16 protein-coding genes are annotated in these 17550 nt (G+C 63.0%); 7 read left to right on the forward strand and 9 right to left on the reverse strand.

The annotated features are described in order from the left end of the window. Positions 1 to 59: 59 nt before the first annotated feature. Genes tssC through P0D68_RS25260 form a run of 3 tightly spaced genes read right to left on the reverse strand, consistent with a single transcriptional unit; the run spans position 60 to position 2830 of the window. Positions 60 to 1550 carry a type VI secretion system contractile sheath large subunit gene (gene tssC / locus P0D68_RS25250; protein ID WP_091801935.1) on the reverse strand — a complete coding sequence of 497 codons (1491 nt, stop codon included), beginning with the start codon at positions 1548 to 1550 and terminating at the stop codon, positions 60 to 62. 15 nt (positions 1551 to 1565) lie between these two features. After that, the gene (tssB, locus tag P0D68_RS25255) at positions 1566 to 2114 is read right to left on the reverse strand and encodes a type VI secretion system contractile sheath small subunit (RefSeq protein WP_408301332.1); all 549 of its coding nucleotides are present in this window, start codon (positions 2112 to 2114) and stop codon (positions 1566 to 1568) included. A 35-nt stretch (positions 2115 to 2149) separates the two neighbouring features. Then, the gene (locus P0D68_RS25260; protein WP_408301334.1) at positions 2150 to 2830 is read right to left on the reverse strand and encodes a tetratricopeptide repeat protein; all 681 of its coding nucleotides are present in this window, start codon (positions 2828 to 2830) and stop codon (positions 2150 to 2152) included. A 363-nt stretch (positions 2831 to 3193) separates the two neighbouring features. Between P0D68_RS25260 and tssJ the strand changes: the two genes are divergently transcribed. From tssJ to icmH, 3 genes are all read left to right on the forward strand, one after another. Then, positions 3194 to 3820 (forward strand): type VI secretion system lipoprotein TssJ, encoded by a 627-nt coding sequence (gene tssJ, locus P0D68_RS25265; protein ID WP_091808740.1) that lies wholly within the window; start codon positions 3194 to 3196, stop codon positions 3818 to 3820. Between the two features lie 108 nt (positions 3821 to 3928). Next, positions 3929 to 5275, forward strand: coding sequence for a type VI secretion system baseplate subunit TssK (gene tssK, locus P0D68_RS25270; protein ID WP_091801946.1), 1347 nt, complete (start codon positions 3929 to 3931; stop codon positions 5273 to 5275). Next, positions 5272 to 6051 carry a type IVB secretion system protein IcmH/DotU gene (gene icmH, locus P0D68_RS25275; RefSeq protein WP_091801949.1) on the forward strand — a complete coding sequence of 260 codons (780 nt, stop codon included), beginning with the start codon at positions 5272 to 5274 and terminating at the stop codon, positions 6049 to 6051. Before tssK ends, icmH begins: the two co-directional genes overlap by 4 nt. Before the next feature lie 69 nt (positions 6052 to 6120). Here icmH and zwf read toward each other — a convergent pair whose 3' ends face one another. The 4 genes from zwf to P0D68_RS25295 form a co-directional block, all read right to left on the reverse strand. Beyond that, positions 6121 to 7608, reverse strand: coding sequence for a glucose-6-phosphate dehydrogenase (gene zwf, locus P0D68_RS25280; RefSeq protein WP_408301336.1), 1488 nt, complete (start codon positions 7606 to 7608; stop codon positions 6121 to 6123). A gap of 319 nt (positions 7609 to 7927) precedes the next feature. Then, positions 7928 to 8866, reverse strand: coding sequence for a bifunctional Delta(1)-pyrroline-2-carboxylate/Delta(1)-piperideine-2-carboxylate reductase (lhpI, locus tag P0D68_RS25285; protein ID WP_408301338.1), 939 nt, complete (start codon positions 8864 to 8866; stop codon positions 7928 to 7930). Between the two features lie 337 nt (positions 8867 to 9203). Then, positions 9204 to 9455 carry a hypothetical protein gene (locus P0D68_RS25290; RefSeq protein WP_408187370.1) on the reverse strand — a complete coding sequence of 84 codons (252 nt, stop codon included), beginning with the start codon at positions 9453 to 9455 and terminating at the stop codon, positions 9204 to 9206. A 177-nt stretch (positions 9456 to 9632) separates the two neighbouring features. Beyond that, positions 9633 to 10973: an NAD(P)/FAD-dependent oxidoreductase gene (locus tag P0D68_RS25295; RefSeq protein ID WP_091801962.1), complete on the reverse strand. Its 1341-nt coding sequence runs from the start codon at positions 10971 to 10973 to the stop codon at positions 9633 to 9635. Between the two features lie 252 nt (positions 10974 to 11225). Between P0D68_RS25295 and P0D68_RS25300 the strand changes: the two genes are divergently transcribed. From P0D68_RS25300 to P0D68_RS25310, 3 genes are all read left to right on the forward strand, one after another. Continuing rightward, entirely contained in the window at positions 11226 to 11480 is a 255-nt protein-coding gene (locus tag P0D68_RS25300) for a helix-turn-helix transcriptional regulator (RefSeq protein WP_408301341.1), read from the forward strand. Between the two features lie 2 nt (positions 11481 to 11482). Continuing rightward, a complete protein-coding gene (locus P0D68_RS25305) occupies positions 11483 to 12823 on the forward strand; it encodes a type II toxin-antitoxin system HipA family toxin (RefSeq protein ID WP_408301343.1) in 1341 nt (446 codons plus the stop codon). Between the two features lie 293 nt (positions 12824 to 13116). Beyond that, positions 13117 to 13971 (forward strand): helix-turn-helix domain-containing protein, encoded by an 855-nt coding sequence (locus P0D68_RS25310; protein ID WP_091801972.1) that lies wholly within the window; start codon positions 13117 to 13119, stop codon positions 13969 to 13971. A gap of 36 nt (positions 13972 to 14007) precedes the next feature. On the opposite strand, the gene P0D68_RS25315 is transcribed toward P0D68_RS25310, so the two are convergent. Both P0D68_RS25315 and P0D68_RS25320 read right to left on the reverse strand, forming a co-directional pair. Further along, complete coding sequence (locus P0D68_RS25315) at positions 14008 to 15846, reverse strand: ATP-binding response regulator (protein WP_408301345.1); 1839 nt, start codon at positions 15844 to 15846, stop codon at positions 14008 to 14010. Beyond that, positions 15816 to 16346, reverse strand: a complete 531-nt coding sequence (locus tag P0D68_RS25320; RefSeq protein ID WP_408301347.1) for a putative pterin-binding protein — start codon at positions 16344 to 16346, stop codon at positions 15816 to 15818. The genes P0D68_RS25315 and P0D68_RS25320 overlap by 31 nt, the downstream gene beginning before the upstream one ends. A 233-nt stretch (positions 16347 to 16579) precedes the next feature. On the opposite strand from P0D68_RS25320, the gene P0D68_RS25325 reads away from it, so the two are divergent. Further along, on the forward strand, positions 16580 to 17527 hold the full coding sequence (locus P0D68_RS25325) for a phosphoribosyltransferase family protein (protein ID WP_408301349.1): 948 nt from the start codon (positions 16580 to 16582) through the stop codon (positions 17525 to 17527). Positions 17528 to 17550 lie beyond the last annotated feature (23 nt).

Below are 17550 nucleotides of genomic sequence, written 5' to 3' on the forward strand. Positions count from 1 at the left end.
CCCCAAAGAGGTGGTTTTAGCAGCTAATCCGGGCGGCCGGCCCGGGTTCTCTGATTTGCTTATGAATTGGCCGGTTTCGGCAGGTCGGCGACGAGCCGCAAAGAAATCGACAGCTCGTCCAACTGGAAATGCGGACGCAGGAATGCAACCGAACGGTACGCACCCGGCTTGCCCGGAATCTCCGAGACCTGTATCGATGCCTCGCGCAACGGGAACTGCGCCTTCTGCTCCTGCGTCGCGTTGTCGTCGAGCAGCACGTACTGCGAGATCCAACGGTTCAGGAATACTTCGACGTTTTGCGCCGATGCAAAGCTGCCGATCTTGTCGCGCATCATCGCCTTCAGGTAGTGCGCGACACGCGACACCGAGAAGATGTACTGCAATTGCGCGGACAGGACTGCGTTCGCATTGGCGCTGTCGGTACTGTATTTCTTGGGCTTCTGCACCGATTGCGCGGCAAAGAACGCCGCATAGTCCGAGTTCTTGCAGTGCACGAGCGGAATGAAACCGAGGTCGCTCAACTCCTTCTCGCGGCGATCGGTAATCGCGATTTCGGTCGGGCATTTCAGCGCGACTTCGCCGTCGTCGGTCTTGAAGGTGTGGGTGGGCAGATCTTCCACCAGACCGCCACCTTCCACGCCGCGAATCGCCGCGCACCAGCCGAAGTCGTCGAAGGCCGCCGTGAGGCGTGCGGCGAATGCCCACGCCGCGTTACACCACAGGTATTTGCTGTGATCCGTGCCGTCCACGTCTTCGACGAAGTTGAAACCCTCCGCCGTGGCGCCGTCTTTCGGATTGAACGGCAGGCGGCCCAGAAAACGCGGCAGCGTGAGACCGACATAGCGCGAATCTTCGGCGTCGCGGAACGACTTCCACTTCGCATATTCGACCGTGTCGAACACCTTGCCGAGATCGCGCGGCCTGCCGAGGTCGGCAAAGGTTTCGAGGCCCAGCAATTCGGGCGACGCAGAAGCGATGAACGGCGCATGCGCGGCTGCCGCGACGTGCGACATCTGCTCGATGAAATACACGTCTTCCGGCTGGCGCGTCACTTCAAAGTCGCCGATGATCGTGCCGAACGGCGAGCCGCCGAAGGTGCCGAACTCTTCCTCATAGATCTTCTTGAACAGCGCGCTCTGATCGAATTCGATCGCCGTCTTGAAGTCGCGCACCAGGTCGCGCTTGGGCGCATGCAGCGCCTTGATCTTGACCGTTGCGCCGGTATTGCTTTCCTTGCACAGGTAATCCAGACCGCGCCACGTGCTTTCCATGCGCTGGAATTGCGGCGCGTGCATCACCGCGCTCAACTGCGCGGAGATCAGGCGGTCGAGTTCGGCGACGCGTGCGTCGATCGTGGCCGACAGGTTGTCGGATACCACCACCGTACCGTCGAGCACCTGATGCACGAGCTCGCCAATCAGGTCCTTCGCGCGCGCGTGTTCGGAATCGGACTTCGCCACGCGGCTCTTCTCGACGATTTCGTCGAGCAGCGTGGATTCCGTACCGCCTTGCGCGGTGGCCAGTTGGGCTGCTGCCGTTTGTTGATTCATCTCACACCCCGTGCTTTATTCGCCCTGCTTGTCGTGGTCCGGCGCGCCGCCGTGCTGGTCCGCCGCGTTGCCCTGATCTTTCGCCAGGGTTTGCAACTGCTGCGTGTTGTTGAGCACTTCGCTCAGCAGGTCTTCGAGCTTGTCGTTGCCGGCCAGCTTGTTGCGCAGATCGGCGAGCTTCGAGCGCGCTTCGAGCAGGCGCCGCAGCGGTTCGATTTGCGCGACTACTTCGTCCGGATTGAAATCGGCCATCGACTTGAAGCGCAGATCGACCGCGAATTTGCCGCCGGCTTCGCTCAGGCGGTTTTCCACCTGGAACGCGGCGCGCGGCTCGATCGCTTTCATCACGTCGTCGAAGTTATCGCGATCGATGTTGACGAACTTGCGATCGCGCAGCTTTGGCTGCTCGATTTCGGACTGCCCCGCCAGATCGGCGACCACGCCGACGACGAACGGCAGCTCCTTCACCTCGATCGCATCGCCGCGCTCGACCTCATAGGTCAATTGGACGCGGGGCGGCCGCACTTTTTGCAAGCGTTTTTGAATGCTTTCTTTCTTCGCCATCGTCGGCTCCCGGGTGCTGATGGATCAGGCTTGGATCAGCGCAGCGCGCTGAACGGATCGGACGCGCCGCCGCTTTGCGCGGCTTTGGCGGGTGCGGCAGGCGCCGCCGGCGCTGCGGGAGCAGCCGGCGTGGCGGCAGCCGGCGCGGCACTCGGGCTGGCGTCCGGCGTATCCACGGCTTTGCTCTTCGCGGTGTGACGAATGACGCGCTTCTTCTTCACCACGGGCTTGTCGCTCGGATCAGGCGGGAACAACGTGGCTTCGCCGAGCGTGTCGCGCAATTGCTTGGCGAGCGCTTGCGCGTCCGACTTCGCATCGCCCGCGAGCGATGCGTCCTGACGCAATTCGCCGAGCGATTGCGTGGCGACGCGCAGGCCGGCCACGGCCAGCACGCTCTTGGCTTGACGATCGGTCTGGTCGCGTTGCAGCGCTTCCTGCGCGGCCACGATTGCCTGACCGTAATGACCTTGCGTGAACTGGATCTGCGCAATACGCGACCACGGTTCTTCACGCGTCGGGTCGGATTTGGAAAGCTGCTGATAAAGCGCGATTGCACGATCCTGATCGCCGCCCTTTGCGACGGTATCGGCATCCGCGAGTTGCTTATTAAAAGCCTCCGGTGTGGTCGCGAGATTGTTGCCCTGTGTCGCACAACCGGCCATCACGCCGCATGCCAACACAACCCCAGATAGTTTTACTAACAGACGCTCATTCATCGTTTTTCACCGACGTGCGAATTTTTTATTTCAAAGGGAAAACCGGAGTTTTGCTTTGCTTCAAGTGCGCGGGTATAGTACAGGCCAATTTTCGATAATTCAACTTTCGTGTGAAGAAGGATTGCACAAAAAAAATGCATGAGGGTCATTTAAACGAAACATGCAGAAATTGTTTCCTGCTTCAATAGCAAGAAACAGAAAGCGGAAAAATTTGCCACTCTTCGCCCGCTATAGGCTGCCACGCATCGCTTCATGCACTTTGCATAAAGCGGCATTACGTGGCAAACCGTTTCTGCAAAATGACCGGCTTGATTTCGTTATTGATTGTTCTGATAGGGGACGGCGGCGAGCCGGTCGATGTATATGAATTCGCGTCTTATTCGCTATGCATCGCAATTGATTGCCAATGCCGCCGCGTGCGCGCTGCTGGGCGGCTGCGCGGCCGGTGTGACGGTGCTCGGAGCGGCTGCCAACGCGGCTTTGCAGGCAAGCGGCCTCGGCAAACCGGACCTGCCGGACGCCCAGAAGCCGCCACGCAATGTCGGCCTCACCTTATATGCGGCGCCGAATCTGAATGCGGCGAACGACAAACGTCCATTAGCGCTGGTAGTGCGGCTATATGTCCTGAAAGACCCGACCTCATTCCAGCAGGCGCCATTCGACGCCTTTACCGATCCAGCGAGGGAAAAAACTACCTTGGGCGGCGATTTGCTGGGTGTGCGCGAACTCACGCTAATCCCGGGCCAGCGCTACGTTGTTACCGAAAAAGTCTCGCGTGAAGCGCAGGCATTCGGTATCGTCGCGTTATTCCGCGATCCGGCCATGCAACGCTGGAAATTCGCCTTCGACCCGGCGAAGTCGGAGAAATCCGGCATAATGATCGGCCTGCATAACTGTGCAATGACGGTGACCAACGGCACTGTGATCCCGCCAGAACAGGGATTGCCCGCACAACCGCTGAATATGCTTTCTTCGGTGAGTTGCGGATAAAGATGCCGATAAAATACGATTTAACATTTTTCACAGATTTAACAATGCGGCGCTCGAATCGGTTATCTCCGGGTGCGCCACACGCTGAACGCATATAACAGGTTTGAGATGAGTTATTCCGCAAAAGTGCTCTGGGGGGAAGGCCTGTTTCTGAGGCCGCAGCATTTTCAGCGTCAGGACGCCTATCATGAGGCACGCCTGTTCGAATCGATCCAGGCGATCCAGCCGTACAACTGGGGCGTGCGTTCGGCGCGCTTCGACCGCGACGCGCTCGGCAGCAACGTGCTGCGCGTGAGCGAACTTTCGCTGGTGTTTCCCGACGGCGCGCTCTACTCCGCGCCGCAAGCCGACGACCTGCCGCCACCCATCGCGCTGGATACGCTGCCCGACGGAATCAACGAATTCACGTTTTATCTCGCGCTGCATCCGCTGCGCGAAACCGGCGCGAACTATTCGCAAGACAGCAACGCGGGTTTCGTCTCGCGTTACGTCAGTGAGCAGACGCCGGTGGCCGATCATTTCACCGACGCCGCCGAAGCCGACATCACGTTCCTGAAGACCAGCGTCAAACTCATCGCGCACAGCGAGCCGCGCGACCAGTTGCTGTCGGTGCCGCTCGTACGCGTGCGTCGCACGGCCACGTCGGGTTTCGAAATCGACGACACCTTCGTGCCGCCCTGCCTCGCCATCGACGCTTCGCCGGTCCTGCATCAGCGGCTGCGCCAACTGATCGACGCACTGCAGGCCAAGGTCAATGCGTTGTACGGCTTTCACCGCGAGCCGACCAAGAACATCATCGAGTTCCGCTCCGGCGACATTGCGTCGTTCTGGCTGCTGCATACAGCAAGCGCGGCGTTCGCTTCGCTCGCGCATCTGTACCAGCATTCGGCGCTGCATCCTGAACGTCTGTTCCAGGAACTGCTGCGCCTCGCCGGCCAGTTGATGACGTTTTCGAAGGGCTATGCGCTGTCCGACTTGCCGGCTTACCGGCATGACGATCCGGGCCCCGGTTTCGCGCGTCTCGACACGATCCTGCGCGATCTGCTCGAGACCGTGATCTCCACGCGCTACTTCGCGATTTCGCTCGAAGAAGTGCGCCCGTCGTTCCATGCGGGCCGGCTCGACTCCGGCAAGATCGACGACAAAACCCTGTTCTACATCGCGGTGTCGGCGGACATGCCCACCGCCGAGCTCGTGGAAGCCGTGCCCGCGCGCTTCAAGGTCGGCGCGCCGGACGACGTCGACAAGCTCGTGCTCTCGGCCATGCCGGGCGTGCGCCTCGTCTACACGCCGCAGGTGCCGCCCGCCATTCCGGTCCGCCCGGGCGCCTGCTACTTCTCGTTCGAATCGCGTGGCGCGCTGTACGACCGCATGTTGCAGGCCCAATCGGCCATGATCTACGCGCCGTCGGGCATCAACGATCTTCAACTCGAACTGATCGCCGTCACATCATGAGCTACGCGCCCTCCCTCTTTGGCGGCAGCACGCCTGCCGCGACGCCCGCCCCGATCACCGAGCCGAGCTATCAGGTCCGCTCGCTGCTCGATCTGCTATACGACGGCTTCTTCATGCTGTTTCTGTTGAAGAACGGCCGCGAGCCCGGCGACGCGCAAGAATTCAGCCAGCGCATCCAGCAGTTTCTCGGCGACTTCGAACGCGGCGCGAAGAAGCTCAATGCGTCGGCGGAAGATGTCTACGCGTCGAAGTTTGCGTTCTGCGCGGCCATCGACGAATCGGTGTTGTCGTCCACGTTCAGAATCCGCACGGAGTGGGAGCGCCGGCCGCTGCAACTCGTGCTGTTCGGCGAGCAGCTGGCGGGCGAGAAATTTTTCCAGTATCTCGAGGAATGCCGTGCACAGGGCGCGGCACGTCTGCAATCGCTCGAGGTGTTTCACATGTGCCTGCTGCTCGGATTCCAGGGCAAATATCTGCTCGAGGGACCGGAGAAGCTCGCTTATCTGACCGCTCGCATCGGCGATGAAATCGCGCATATGAAAGGCAAACGCGCGCCGTTCGCGCCGCATTGGCCGCTGCCCGATCAGGTCGCGCACCGGCTGAAACGCGAGGTGCCGTTGTGGTCGATCGGCGCGGTGTTCGCGCTGGTTGGACTGCTGGCCTACCTCGGCCTGAACACCTATCTGCGCGACCAGACCTTGCGCTCGCTCGCGCCGTATTCGCAGGTGGTCAAGCTGGGGCCGCAATCGGCTACCTTGACGATTTCGTTGCCTTAGGCCTGCGTTTATCGCGGACATAAAGAAGCCCGCTTTCGCGGGCTTCTTCACTGCGCTGAAGAAAACCGTTTATTGCGACTCTTCCGCCCACACGGCATTTTCGCGCGCCATCAGCGCGGTCGATGCCGAAGGTCCGAACGTGCCCGCCGTATAGCTACGCGGCTTCTCGCCCGACTTGCTCCAGCCCGCCAGAATCGGCTCGGCCCACGCCCACGCCGCTTCCAGTTCGTCGCGACGCATGAAGTGCGTGAGACGGCCGCGAATCACGTCGATCAGCAAACGCTCATACGCTTCCGCGCGACGCTCGGTGAAGGCCTGCTGCAAGTCCAGATTCAGATTGACCGGCACCATATGCATGCCGCTGCCCGGCTCTTTCGCGAGCACCTGCAACTGGATCGACTCCTCGGGCTGCAACTGGATCACGAGCCGGTTGCCGTAGTTGTGCCCGCTATTCCCATTCGGGATGATCGAGAACGGCAACTCGGAAAACTCGATGACGATCTCCGACACCTTCTTCTGCATCCGCTTGCCGGTGCGCAGGAAAAACGGCACATGCGCCCAGCGCCAGTTGTTGATATGCGCGCGCAAGGCGACGAAGGTTTCGGCACGGCTGCCTGCCGGCACGTTGTCTTCCTCGAGATAACCCTTCACCGCCTCGCCGTCCACGGCGCCGGCGGTGTACTGGCCGCGCACCGTATCGCGCGCGATGTCTTCCGGCGTCATGGGCCGCAGCGAGCGCAATACCTTGAGCTTTTCGTCGCGGACCGCGTCCGGGTCGAGCGACACGGGCGGTTCCATCGCGACAATGCACAGCAATTGCAGCAAGTGGTTCTGCACCATGTCGCGCAGCGCGCCGGTTTTATCGTAGAAGCCCGCGCGGCTGCCCACGCCGACCGTCTCCGCCACCGTGATCTGCACGCTCTTGATGTACGGTGCCTGCCACAGCGGGCCAAAAATCGGATTACCGAAGCGCAGCACCATCAGGTTCTGCACGGTTTCCTTGCCGAGGTAGTGGTCGATCCGGTAGATCTGCGCTTCGCTGAAATGCTTGCCGACCGCTATGTTGATCTCCTGCGCGGAGGCCAGATCGTGGCCCAGCGGCTTTTCGAGCACCACGCGCGAGTTGCCGTCGACGAGTCCCGCGGCCGCGAGGTTGTCGCAAATGTTCGTGAACAGATCCGGCGACGTCGCCAGATAGAACACGCGGCGCACGCCTTCACGCGACGCTTCCTTCAGGCGTTGATAGTCCTCGACCGAGTCCACGTCCATGCGCACGTATTCGAACAGCGCCAGGAATTTGTCCCAGGCGGCGGCTTCGAACGCTTTCTTTTCGATGAAGGGCTTCGCCTTCAACTCCATGAATTCGTTGATGTACTCCTCACGCGACCACGGCTTGCGGCCGATCGTGAGAATGCGGGTGTCCGGCGGCAGATTGCAGTGCAGATGCGCCATGTAGAGCGCGGGCAGCAGCTTGCGAAACGACAGGTCGCCGGTGCCGCCGAAGATGATCATGTCGAGCGGCAGGTCGGGAGTGGCAGAAGCGTGGTGGGTCGTCATAGCGCGGTCGCAGCGTCGTGATGGATGAGGCGTCGGTCAACGGGCAGAAAAAAGCAGCAGCACAAGCAGCAGCGAAGCGCCGTGCCGGCAGGCCGGCACTTTTTTCTGGCAAACGCCTATGGTGCAACGTTTTGCGATTGTTTGCACGGCAACATGTGCCTCAGGTTGGCGCAATATGCCAACCTGAGACGGTAAGAGCCTGTTTGCAAGGCTTTTTCGGCGTTCACCGGCAAGCCGGTCGCGTTGCTATATCTCCGCTGCTCCTCACCCCCTCGCGCCATTGCACCAGCTTCTCACGCACGCTTTGTGCGGCGAGCCTTCAACTGCCTGACAGCGCCTCGCGCGCCACGCGGCACGCCGCCAGATCCCACGCCGCACAGCCGACGCTTTTGAAAACGATCGGTTTTTTTTGCGGCCGCAGCGCCGGGTTGCCGAGCACCGAGGCGATCCCGCCGACCTGAGCCCAATCCACGCCCGCCTGAATGAAGTCACCGGCCTCGTGGCGCGCTCCGGCCTCGTCGTCGACGAAAAGCGCGCTCCCGGCAATGGTGTGCGCGCCGATCTCGACCATGGCGGGCGTGAATGCGCCGACGCCGATCACGAGGCGCTCCGCGCGCGCGGGTTCGTCGTAGACGGGCTGTCTGCTCGTGGTCAGCGCGATCACGACGTCCACCGACTCGGGGATGGTCGCGCCGCCGTCTTGCGTGAGCGGCCGAAGCTCGCGCACCTTGTCGTGATGCTGCGCGCAAAATGCTTCGGCACGCGCGGGCGCACTGCCCTTCACCCATACGCGCGCGTCTGGAAACAGCTCACCGATCGCCTCCAGATGGTTGAGCGCCTGCGTGCCGGTGCCGATCAGCAGGAATTCGCGCGGCGTGCCGGCGGCGAAGGTTTCGACGCCCAGCATCGAGATTGCCGCCGTGCGGCGGCCCGTGACGATCGGCCCGTCGAGGATGAAAAGCGTCTCGCCGGTGTCGGCGTCGAACGTCATCACTTTGCCGTGGATCGTGGGCAGGCCGCGCGGGCCGTTGCTCGGGCACACGTTGACCAGTTTGTGGATCGCGAGATCGGGCGCGGTGGCGGGCATCGACAGCATGATGCCGCCTTCGTTGAGCGGCACGACGAGCCGTTCGGGACTCGCGATGCGCTGCTGTGCATACTCGACGCTCGCGCGCTTGAGTGCGTCGACGAGCGCGGCATACGGAATCAGCCGCGCGGTCGCGGCGGCGTCGAAAATCTGCGTGGTCGGGCGAGTCATGGGCAGGTGGTTCCAGTCCTTGGCACAGGGTTGAGTTGGGATCGACTAGCTAGCGGCGCTCCCTTCGTCCGCCTGGCGCGACGGATGGATCGGCGTCGCCAGGCCGCGCGCCGCGATCGGTTGGCTCCGGTTCGGGCATCAGGCATGCGGTGGCTTCGTGAGTCGAGGACAAACGATTCTACGACGCCTCGCGCGTCGTAGGGCCGGATCGCGGCAGTGGGAGGGTCAGGTGTGAGGTGATGGGTGGATCAAGCGCCGCTCGAAGAAGGCGTAAGCGCAATCGAGGGCAAATCCCCTGGCGGGTTCCAGCGGTGCCACAGGCGGCTCACGCCCCGCCTCATTGCGAAGTATTTTTATCGTTGCCCTTCTTGCCACCCTTGAACATGGCGCGGCACGCCGGACTCAGTTCATCCACGTGCTGCTTCATGCATGCGGTGATTTTGTCTTCGTTGGGAATGTCGGCGGCGCAGAAATGCATTGCATCGCCACGACAGGCCTTGGTCTGCTCATCGCGGCTGGCAGCGTTCACCGGGTTAGCCGAGCTTAGGACGACAAGGCTGGCAGCAAGCAGGACAGAGACTCGATTCATGACAGGTCCGTTATCGCAGAAAGAGATGCAGGCTTTCCAGCAGAAAACGGGCCCGATCATTGCGCGCGCCGATCGGGCCGACCCGTGCGGGGTTGTCCCATTGCGTGTAGTACGCATGCCGGCGTGTCGCAACGTGAGTAGTTCGTCGGTCGTGAAGTGGATTGAGAGCGGTGTTTTTTACAGCATGCTGCGAGGCCGCTGCATCGTACCGTCGAAGAAACGCTGCAAGCGGAAGGCCGACAGATCGAGCGAGGCCTTGCCGCCGTCGTTCAATTCCGCGAGCAGTTTGCCGACAATCGGTCCCATGGCGAATCCATGACCGCAAAAGCCGGTGGCGATCGTCAAACCGCTAACCTGCGGCGGCGCGTCGATCACGGGGATGCCGTCGGGCAGCACATCGATCAGACCGGCCCATGATTCGACCACCTGCGCGTCCTTCAGCGCGGGGAACAACGCGCGCAGTTTTTTCAACGCACGCGGCGCGTGGCTCACATTCGGCTGCGGATGCGGATCGCGCGGATGCAGCACACGGTCGTGTTCCGGCACGCCGCCCGGCAGACGCTCGCGCAGATCGCGCAGACACGCGCCGTTCAGATGGAAGCTGAACTTCTCGCGTTGCGCCCACAGCTCGGGCAAGAACCACTTGAGCGCGCGGAAATGGCCGAGCGTCATGTCGACGTCGACCTGCATGTCGTCGGCGAGATTGATTGCGCCGTTCTCGCGTTGCCGCACGCCGAGACCGTGCCCCCAGAAGGTCGACGCGGTGATGCGCGGCAACGGGTTGGTGCGCATGCAGGTGCCGCGCACGGCCTGTTGCGGCAGTTCGAGCCCGAGCGTTTTGAGCAGACGCCAACTGCTGGCGCCGGCCGCGCAGATGAAGCGCGAAGTGCGCAGCGTGCCGCGCTCGGTGACCACGCCGGCAATCGCACCGCCCGCGCGCTCGACGCCGATCACGCCGCAGCCTTCGAAAAACAGCGCGCCCGCCTCGGCCGCCCGCGCCGCGAAGGCGGCCGTGGCGCGGCGCGGTTCCGCCTGCCCATCGCTCGGGGTGTAGAGGCCGCCGAGCGCCGGGCCGTGCATGCCGGTCACGACCGTGTCGATCTGCTTGCGATCGAGCGTGCGCGTATCGAGCCCGTACTGACGCGCGACGTCCATCCATTGCTGGAAGGAGCTCCAGTCTTCCTCGCCGGTCGCCACGTACAGACAGCCGCCCTGACGCCATTCGAGATCGAAATTCAGCTCGCTTTCAAGTGTTTTCCACAGCGGGATGCTGGCCATCATCAGCGGCACTTCGGCGGCTTCACGGCCCTGCTGGCGCACGAATCCCCACGCCCGTGACGACTGCTGCCCGGCAATCCGCGATTTGTCGAGCACCACGACCGAGAGGCCGCGGCGCGCCAGATAGTAGGCGGCCGCGCAGCCCATGATGCCGGCGCCGGCGATCACCACGTCGGCATGTTTCGGAAACGGCTGGTCGGCGGGCGTGAAGTTCGCGTGCAGGGGGTAAGTCGTGGTCATCGGACGGGCAGGTTTTAAGTGTGGGCGTAATCTTCGCAGGCGAGGCGCTTGTTCGCAATGCCGCGATGCCTGAGGCTTGCGGCTCGACGCGGAAACGAGACGAAACGGCGCGACATGCGCAGTTTATGCGCCACACAGATATTGGCCGTTTATTCGTCACACGCATATAGTCAAAATATGCGTCACACAAATAATTGACAGATATGCGTGTGACGCATAAAATGCATTTATTCGTGTTGCGGATAATTTGCCATGCTCCACCTCATCGCCACGCCGGATCAGATGGCCCAGTTGCTTGCCGCCAGCCGGCGGCAAGCCGGACTCACGCAGGTCGAGGCAGCGGCGCGGATCGGCGTCAGCCAAAGCCGCATTTCGGCACTCGAAACCGACGCAGCCGCCCTTACTCTCGCCCAGTTGCTGGCCTTGTGCGGCATCTACGGTCTGCAATTGCAATTGCGCGACAAGAGTCAGACGCTGCCTGGCCCCGCGCCTCTTGTCGAGTGGTGAACATGGGCCGCCAAACTCACTCACGCGCGCTCTCCGTGTGGGCCAATGGCGAGCGGGTCGGCGTCTGGCGCCTGCCCGCGCGCGGTCCCATGGAGTTTGCCTATGATCCCGCGTGGGTCGCCTCGCCCGCGGGACGGCCCCTGTCCCTGTCGCTGCCGTTCACGCCGGGCAATCTGGCGCACAAGGGTTCGCGCGTCCTCAACTATTTCGACAATCTGTTGCCCGACAGCGAGGCGATCAGAAAGCGCATCGCCCAACGCTACCGGACCGAGACGCTCGACGCGTTCGACCTGCTGCAAGCCATCGGCCGCGACTGCGTGGGCGCCGTCCAGTTACTCGCCGAGGACGACGCGCCACAAGGTGTCGAACGAATCGAAGGCACGCCGCTCACGGACGCCGAAATCGAAGCCATGCTGGCGCGCACGGTCAGCAACCCTGCGCTCGGCGCGCCCGACGAAACGAACGATTTCCGCATCTCGCTCGCCGGCGCGCAGGAAAAAACCGCGCTGCTGTGGCACGAGGGCAAGTGGCAAAGGCCGCACGGCGCCACGCCCACCACGCACATTTTCAAGCTGCCGCTCGGCCTCGTCGGCAATAAACTCGCCGATCTCAGTACCTCGGTCGAAAACGAGTGGCTCTGTCTGCGGATTCTGCACGCCTTCGGCCTGCCCGTCGCCAACACGGAGATCGTGACGTTCGGCAAGCAACGGGTGTTGAGCGTCGAACGCTTCGACCGCCAGTTGCATTCGAGCGGGCAATGGCTGTTGCGCCTGCCGCAGGAAGACTTCTGCCAGGTGTACGGCGTGCCGTCGCATCGCAAATATGAAAACGAAGGCGGCCCGGGCGTGCTCGACCTTGCGCGGATTCTCCAGCAATCGGTCGAGGCCCGGCAGGACATCGAAACGCTGCTGGCGAGCCAGATCCTGTTCTGGATGCTGGCGGCGCCGGACGGTCACGCGAAGAATTTCAGCATTCGCCTGCTGGCGGGCGGCCACTACCGCCTGACGCCGCTCTACGACGTGATGTCGATCTGGCCGGTGGAAGGCAGCGGCCCGAACCAGTGGTCGTGGTTCAAGGCGAGGCTCGCCATGGGCATGTGGTCGCGCAGCAAACACGACGCGTTTCGCGACGTGCAGCGGCGCCACTTCAACACGATGGCGCTGAAGTGCTCGTACGGCGCGGACGCGGAACCGTTGATCCAGCGGTTGATCGAACAGACCCCCGGCGTGATCGAGCGGGTCTCGGCGGAATTGCCCGAGCGTTTTCCGGCCAGGGTCGCCGAACGGATTTTCAAAGGCCTGACAAGCTCGGCGGCGAAGCTCGCCACCATGCCCGCAGGCTAGGCGTGTCGGGCGGCTTGCCCCGTTCGGCGTATTTCTTCACCGATACGGCACGGTTTAATCGGTAAAATACAATTCATGCTCAATGCATAAAACGATCGCCGAACCAGTCTGTTTCGACACTCATCCTGATGGGCTCGGCGACGCTCAACAAAACTACAGACTGCGATACTTTTTACGGTACATTTGCTGTCCCCCGCGTAGCCGCGTCAATGCGCATTGAATGTGCATGGCCGTGTTGCGCCTGTCGTATCGCGCTCCCCAGTACCCTTTAAGACGGCGGATTCTCACGCAGTATGGCCAACGAAACAAACTCACCCGACTCCATCGCCGTCGCCGAGCGCGTGCGCGAGTTGATGAGCCGGCACGGAATCGGCAAACGCCAGCAGACCACGGAACTGTGCCGCATCCTCGATCTGAGTTTTTCACAGGGGCACCGCAAGCTGCGCGGCAACAGCCCGTGGACTCTGTCCCAGATCAAGAAGGTCGCCGAGGTGTACGGCGAACCTGCCGCCCAGCTATTCGGCGCGCAATCTCTCGATCCGGGCATGGTCGGCGCGATCGCTCAGGAGGCCGTGTTCAGCGTCGGCGCAATCGAACTGGCCTGCACGGCCTGGATCGGCGCCGCGCTCGAGCCGGGCAGCCGCCCGGAATTCGTCGCGTATTCCAGGCTCGGTCAATGGCGCGTGGCGCGTCACGACGGCACGCTCTACCAAAGCGCGTACGAGGTTCACAAGATCGAGATCTATCCGCGTCGCGCGGAAACCGACAAGCCGACCATCGCCGTGGTCGACGACGATCAGGCAAGCGCCGACAACCTGCGTGACTATCTGGAGCGCAGTGGCTTCACGGCGGTGGCGATCTACGGACTCGCGGCTTTTGCCGAACAACTGCAAACCCAGGTGTTCGACGGTGTCGTGATCGACTGGCTGTTCGGCCCGCAAACCTCGGCGGCCGCGATTCGCGCGGTGCGCGCCTCGGAAAACCCGGACGCGCCGATTTTCGTGCTGACCGGTGAATTGCTGACCGGCAAGGCCAGCGAATCGGAGATCAGCCAGGTGATCCGCAATTACGACGTCGCGTGTTATGAAAAGCCCGCGCGCATGGCGATTCTGGTGGCCGATCTGTCGAAGCGGTTGAACCGGCCTTGAGCGGACTTAAGCTGCCCTAAGCGGCCTCAACGCGAGTCACACCGTGCGCCGCGAAGCCAGGGCCCGCTGCAGCGCGCTGCGAAGCTCCTCGTAATGCACCGGCTTCAGTAGCGCTTCGAAGAACGGCCGGGAGCCGGCGTCTGCGTCATTGTCCCCGTCCGGCGCATACGCGCTCACCACGATCACCGGCACGCCGGCGGAGGGCCCGCCGCGCGCGGCAAAATCCGCGAGAAACGTGTAGCCGTCGCGCTCGGGCATATGCAGATCGAGCAGCACCACGTCGCAGCGGCGCGCGTCGAGCCAGGTGAGCGCATCGTCGGCATTGGCGACGGCGTGCGCGTCGAAACCCATGTACGCGACCATTTCGCTGAGCGACTCGCGAATCAGACGGTTGTCGTCGACGATCAGCACGCACGGACGCGCGCCCCCGGGCTCGGCGTTCGCCGTCACGTCCGGCGGCTCGGCGGCGGCGACCGACGTGACGGGAATGGTCACGGTAAAGGTCGTGCCCTCGCCCACCTTGCTCGCCACCTCGACGGTGCCGCCGAACAGTTTGACCAGTCCCTGCACGATCGTCAGCCCCATCCCCGCGCCTTCGAAGCGGCGCGTGCGCGACGCGTCCAGTTGGGTGAACTCCTGGAAGATCAGCGGAATCTGCGCATGCGGCACGCCCGGCCCCGTATCGCTGACGACGAACATCAGCAGCGCCGGCCGCTGCCGCAACTGCACGCGCACGGTGCCGGTCTCGGTATAACGGATCGCGTTGGTGACGAGGTTGTTGACGATCTGGCGAATCCGGTGCGGATCGGAATCGACCAGGCCGCTCATCCCGCTCGCCTCGCTTTCGAGCCGCAGACCGCGTGCGGCGGCCGACATCGCGTGTTCGTCGACGATCGACGCCAGCAACTCGCGCGGCTCGAAATGTTCGTGACGCAACTCCAGTTTACCGGCGCCGAGGCGCGCATAGTCGGTCAGGTCCTTCATCTGCGCTTCCAGATGCCGCGCCGCGGTATCGAGCCGCTGGATCACCTTGCGGTCCGCTTCGGAGTGATAGTTGAAGCCCAGCAACTCGATCGACGACACAATGGCGTGCAACGGCGTGCGCAGTTCGTGACTGATCATGCCGAGAAACGCGTCCTTGGCGTGACTGGCCTCGCGCGCCGCGCGGCTCGCCTGGTGCTCGGCTTCGAGCGCCGCGTGCTGCTGGCGCATCAGACGCGTGCGGCGCCGCCCGTTCAACACGAGCAACAGCGTCGCCGCCGCCGAGAGCAACAGCAGCACCAGACCGCCGGCGAACAGCATGCGGCGCTTGTCGATGAAATCGCGGTTCATCGCTTCGCGGTCGGCAACATCGGCGAAACGGCGGCTCAGCGCGAGATCGTTGACCTCGTTCCAGTGCTGGCGCAGTTGCGCGACGATCCGGTTGGCCTGGCTGCGATCTTTCGGCAACGCATCGATTTCGGGTTCGATGCCGCCCAGCAACAGATCGAGCGAATGAATCTCGTCCAATTGCCTTTGCAGCAGCGAGAGCTGCGTGGTCAGCCGGCGCGTCGAGCCCGCCAGCACATGGAGTTTCGATTGCAGCAGTTGATAACGCAGCATCAATCGCTGATAGTCGTCGTCCACGCCCGACTGATAGAGCAGCAGCTGATTCTCGAAGCGCGCGTAGGTGATCTGCAACTGCGCGGCGTCCCAGTAGAAACCGTCGTAGGTGCCCGTCAACTGCTCGGTGGTGCGCGGGTTGAGCAGATTCGCGTACAACAGATAGCCGATCGCGCCCGCCGGCGCCGCGAGCGCGGTCAGCCAGATCAGCACGTACAGGACACGGCGCCACGGGCGGCGCACTATTTGACGATGAGGGCCTTGATCTGCCATACGAATTTCGAATCGCCCGAGGCGCCCGCGAGTTCATCGGGGAACGCATCGCGCGGGTAGATAAGGAACAGCGGCCCGAAGTTGCTGATCTTAAGACGCTGGCCATTCATGCTGTACGCGACGATCACGCCGTAGCGATCGCAGTCCGACACAGGAACGGTGTAGGTGTAGTCGTCGAGCGTATGGATTTCGACCTGGCTGCCATACGCGCCGACCGTCTTCAGAATATCCGCCAGCAAGGGTCCTGTGAAGGTGGAACGCGGCGTCCAGGTGGTCGCGCTCGTGATCGCGTGGACCGGCAGCGCGAGCAGTTGAGCCTCGGTGAAGCGGTATGTCTGGTGGGACGCATCAGTCGTCTTGCCGATCTTGCCGCGCACGTCGAGCGATAAAGGTGGCGCGTCCGACTGAGCCTGCGCACCCCATGCGGCCAGCGCGAGAACGACGCCCGCGGCCCAGATTGCACGTTTGCTGCCCTTCACCCCTGCGGTCGAGCTGGTCATCTGCTTTTATATTCCGTTATCTAATTTCCTGCGGGCGCCGTGACAGGCCCCGGGTCCGATCTGTTGCCGCGCCCGCCACCCATTGCCTCCGACGCGCGATCTTTGAACCGCATGCATAATATCGCCAAAATTCTCTGTCTCAAAAACGAGGAACCGCGGCGGCGCGAGCGCCGTACGCTGCTTCCGCGCCAGAAACAGTTGCCCCACACGCGCCACGCGCCGCCCTACGAGTCATGAACAAGCCGGTCTTGCCCCTGACGTACGAACAACTCGATCACTGGATCGAGTCGCTGCAACCAGCCCTGCTGGCCGAGCGCTTCACGATGGCGATCGGCATTCTGCGGGGCGGCGCCCCGCTCGCGCTGATGGTGTCGCATGCCGTCGGCACGCCGGTCGCCTTCCTGCGCTACGACCGCCAGACGCGCAAGGTCGCCTGGGATTCGACGCTGCCGATTCCGCCGGCAGGCTCGAACGTGCTGCTGTGCGAGGACATCGCGGGGCGCGGTTTCACGCTGACCGATAGCATCGCGTTTCTTCAGCAGCAAGGCCTCGTGGTCAGAACGCTGACCGGTGCCGCGGACGAGCTGAGCCGCACGCAACCCGACTACGCGATCGACGCTCGCGGCTACTTCGCCTTGTTCCCGTGGGAACGCCAGGCCTACACCGAGCGTTATCGCGACGACTGGGCGCGCGTCGAAGCAGGCGAGGCACCCGCGATGGCGGACGATCACGAATACGCCACGTACGCGATCGACCTGGACGGCATTCTGCTGCCCGACGTGCCGCTCGCGCGTTATGACGAGGACTTGGCCGCCGCGCTCGCCGAACGCGATGCACTGCTGCCCTTCGACGTGCTGCCCGGCATCGACCTGAAGCAGGTTCTAACGATCATCACCGGACGGCCGGAAGTGGATCGCGCGCGTACCGAAGCGTGGCTTGCACGGCACGGTTTTGGCCACCTGCAACTGCTGATGCGAACGCCCGACACGCACGATGAAAGTCCCGCCGGCAGCGCCGCTCACAAGGCTACGGCCGCATTGCGCGGCGGTGTCACGCATTTTATCGAGAGCGATCCGGTGCAGGCGCTGCTGATCGCGCAACAGGCGCCGCTCTTGCGGGTGATCTGGTGGGACGCGCACACGCAAACCGGCATGCTGGTCGGCGCGCGTGCGTGGGTTTGAGCGCGCGTGAATGGCTCAAGTGG

Source organism: Paraburkholderia sp. RL17-380-BIE-A (genome assembly GCF_046028085.1).
Lineage (GTDB): Bacteria > Pseudomonadota > Gammaproteobacteria > Burkholderiales > Burkholderiaceae > Paraburkholderia.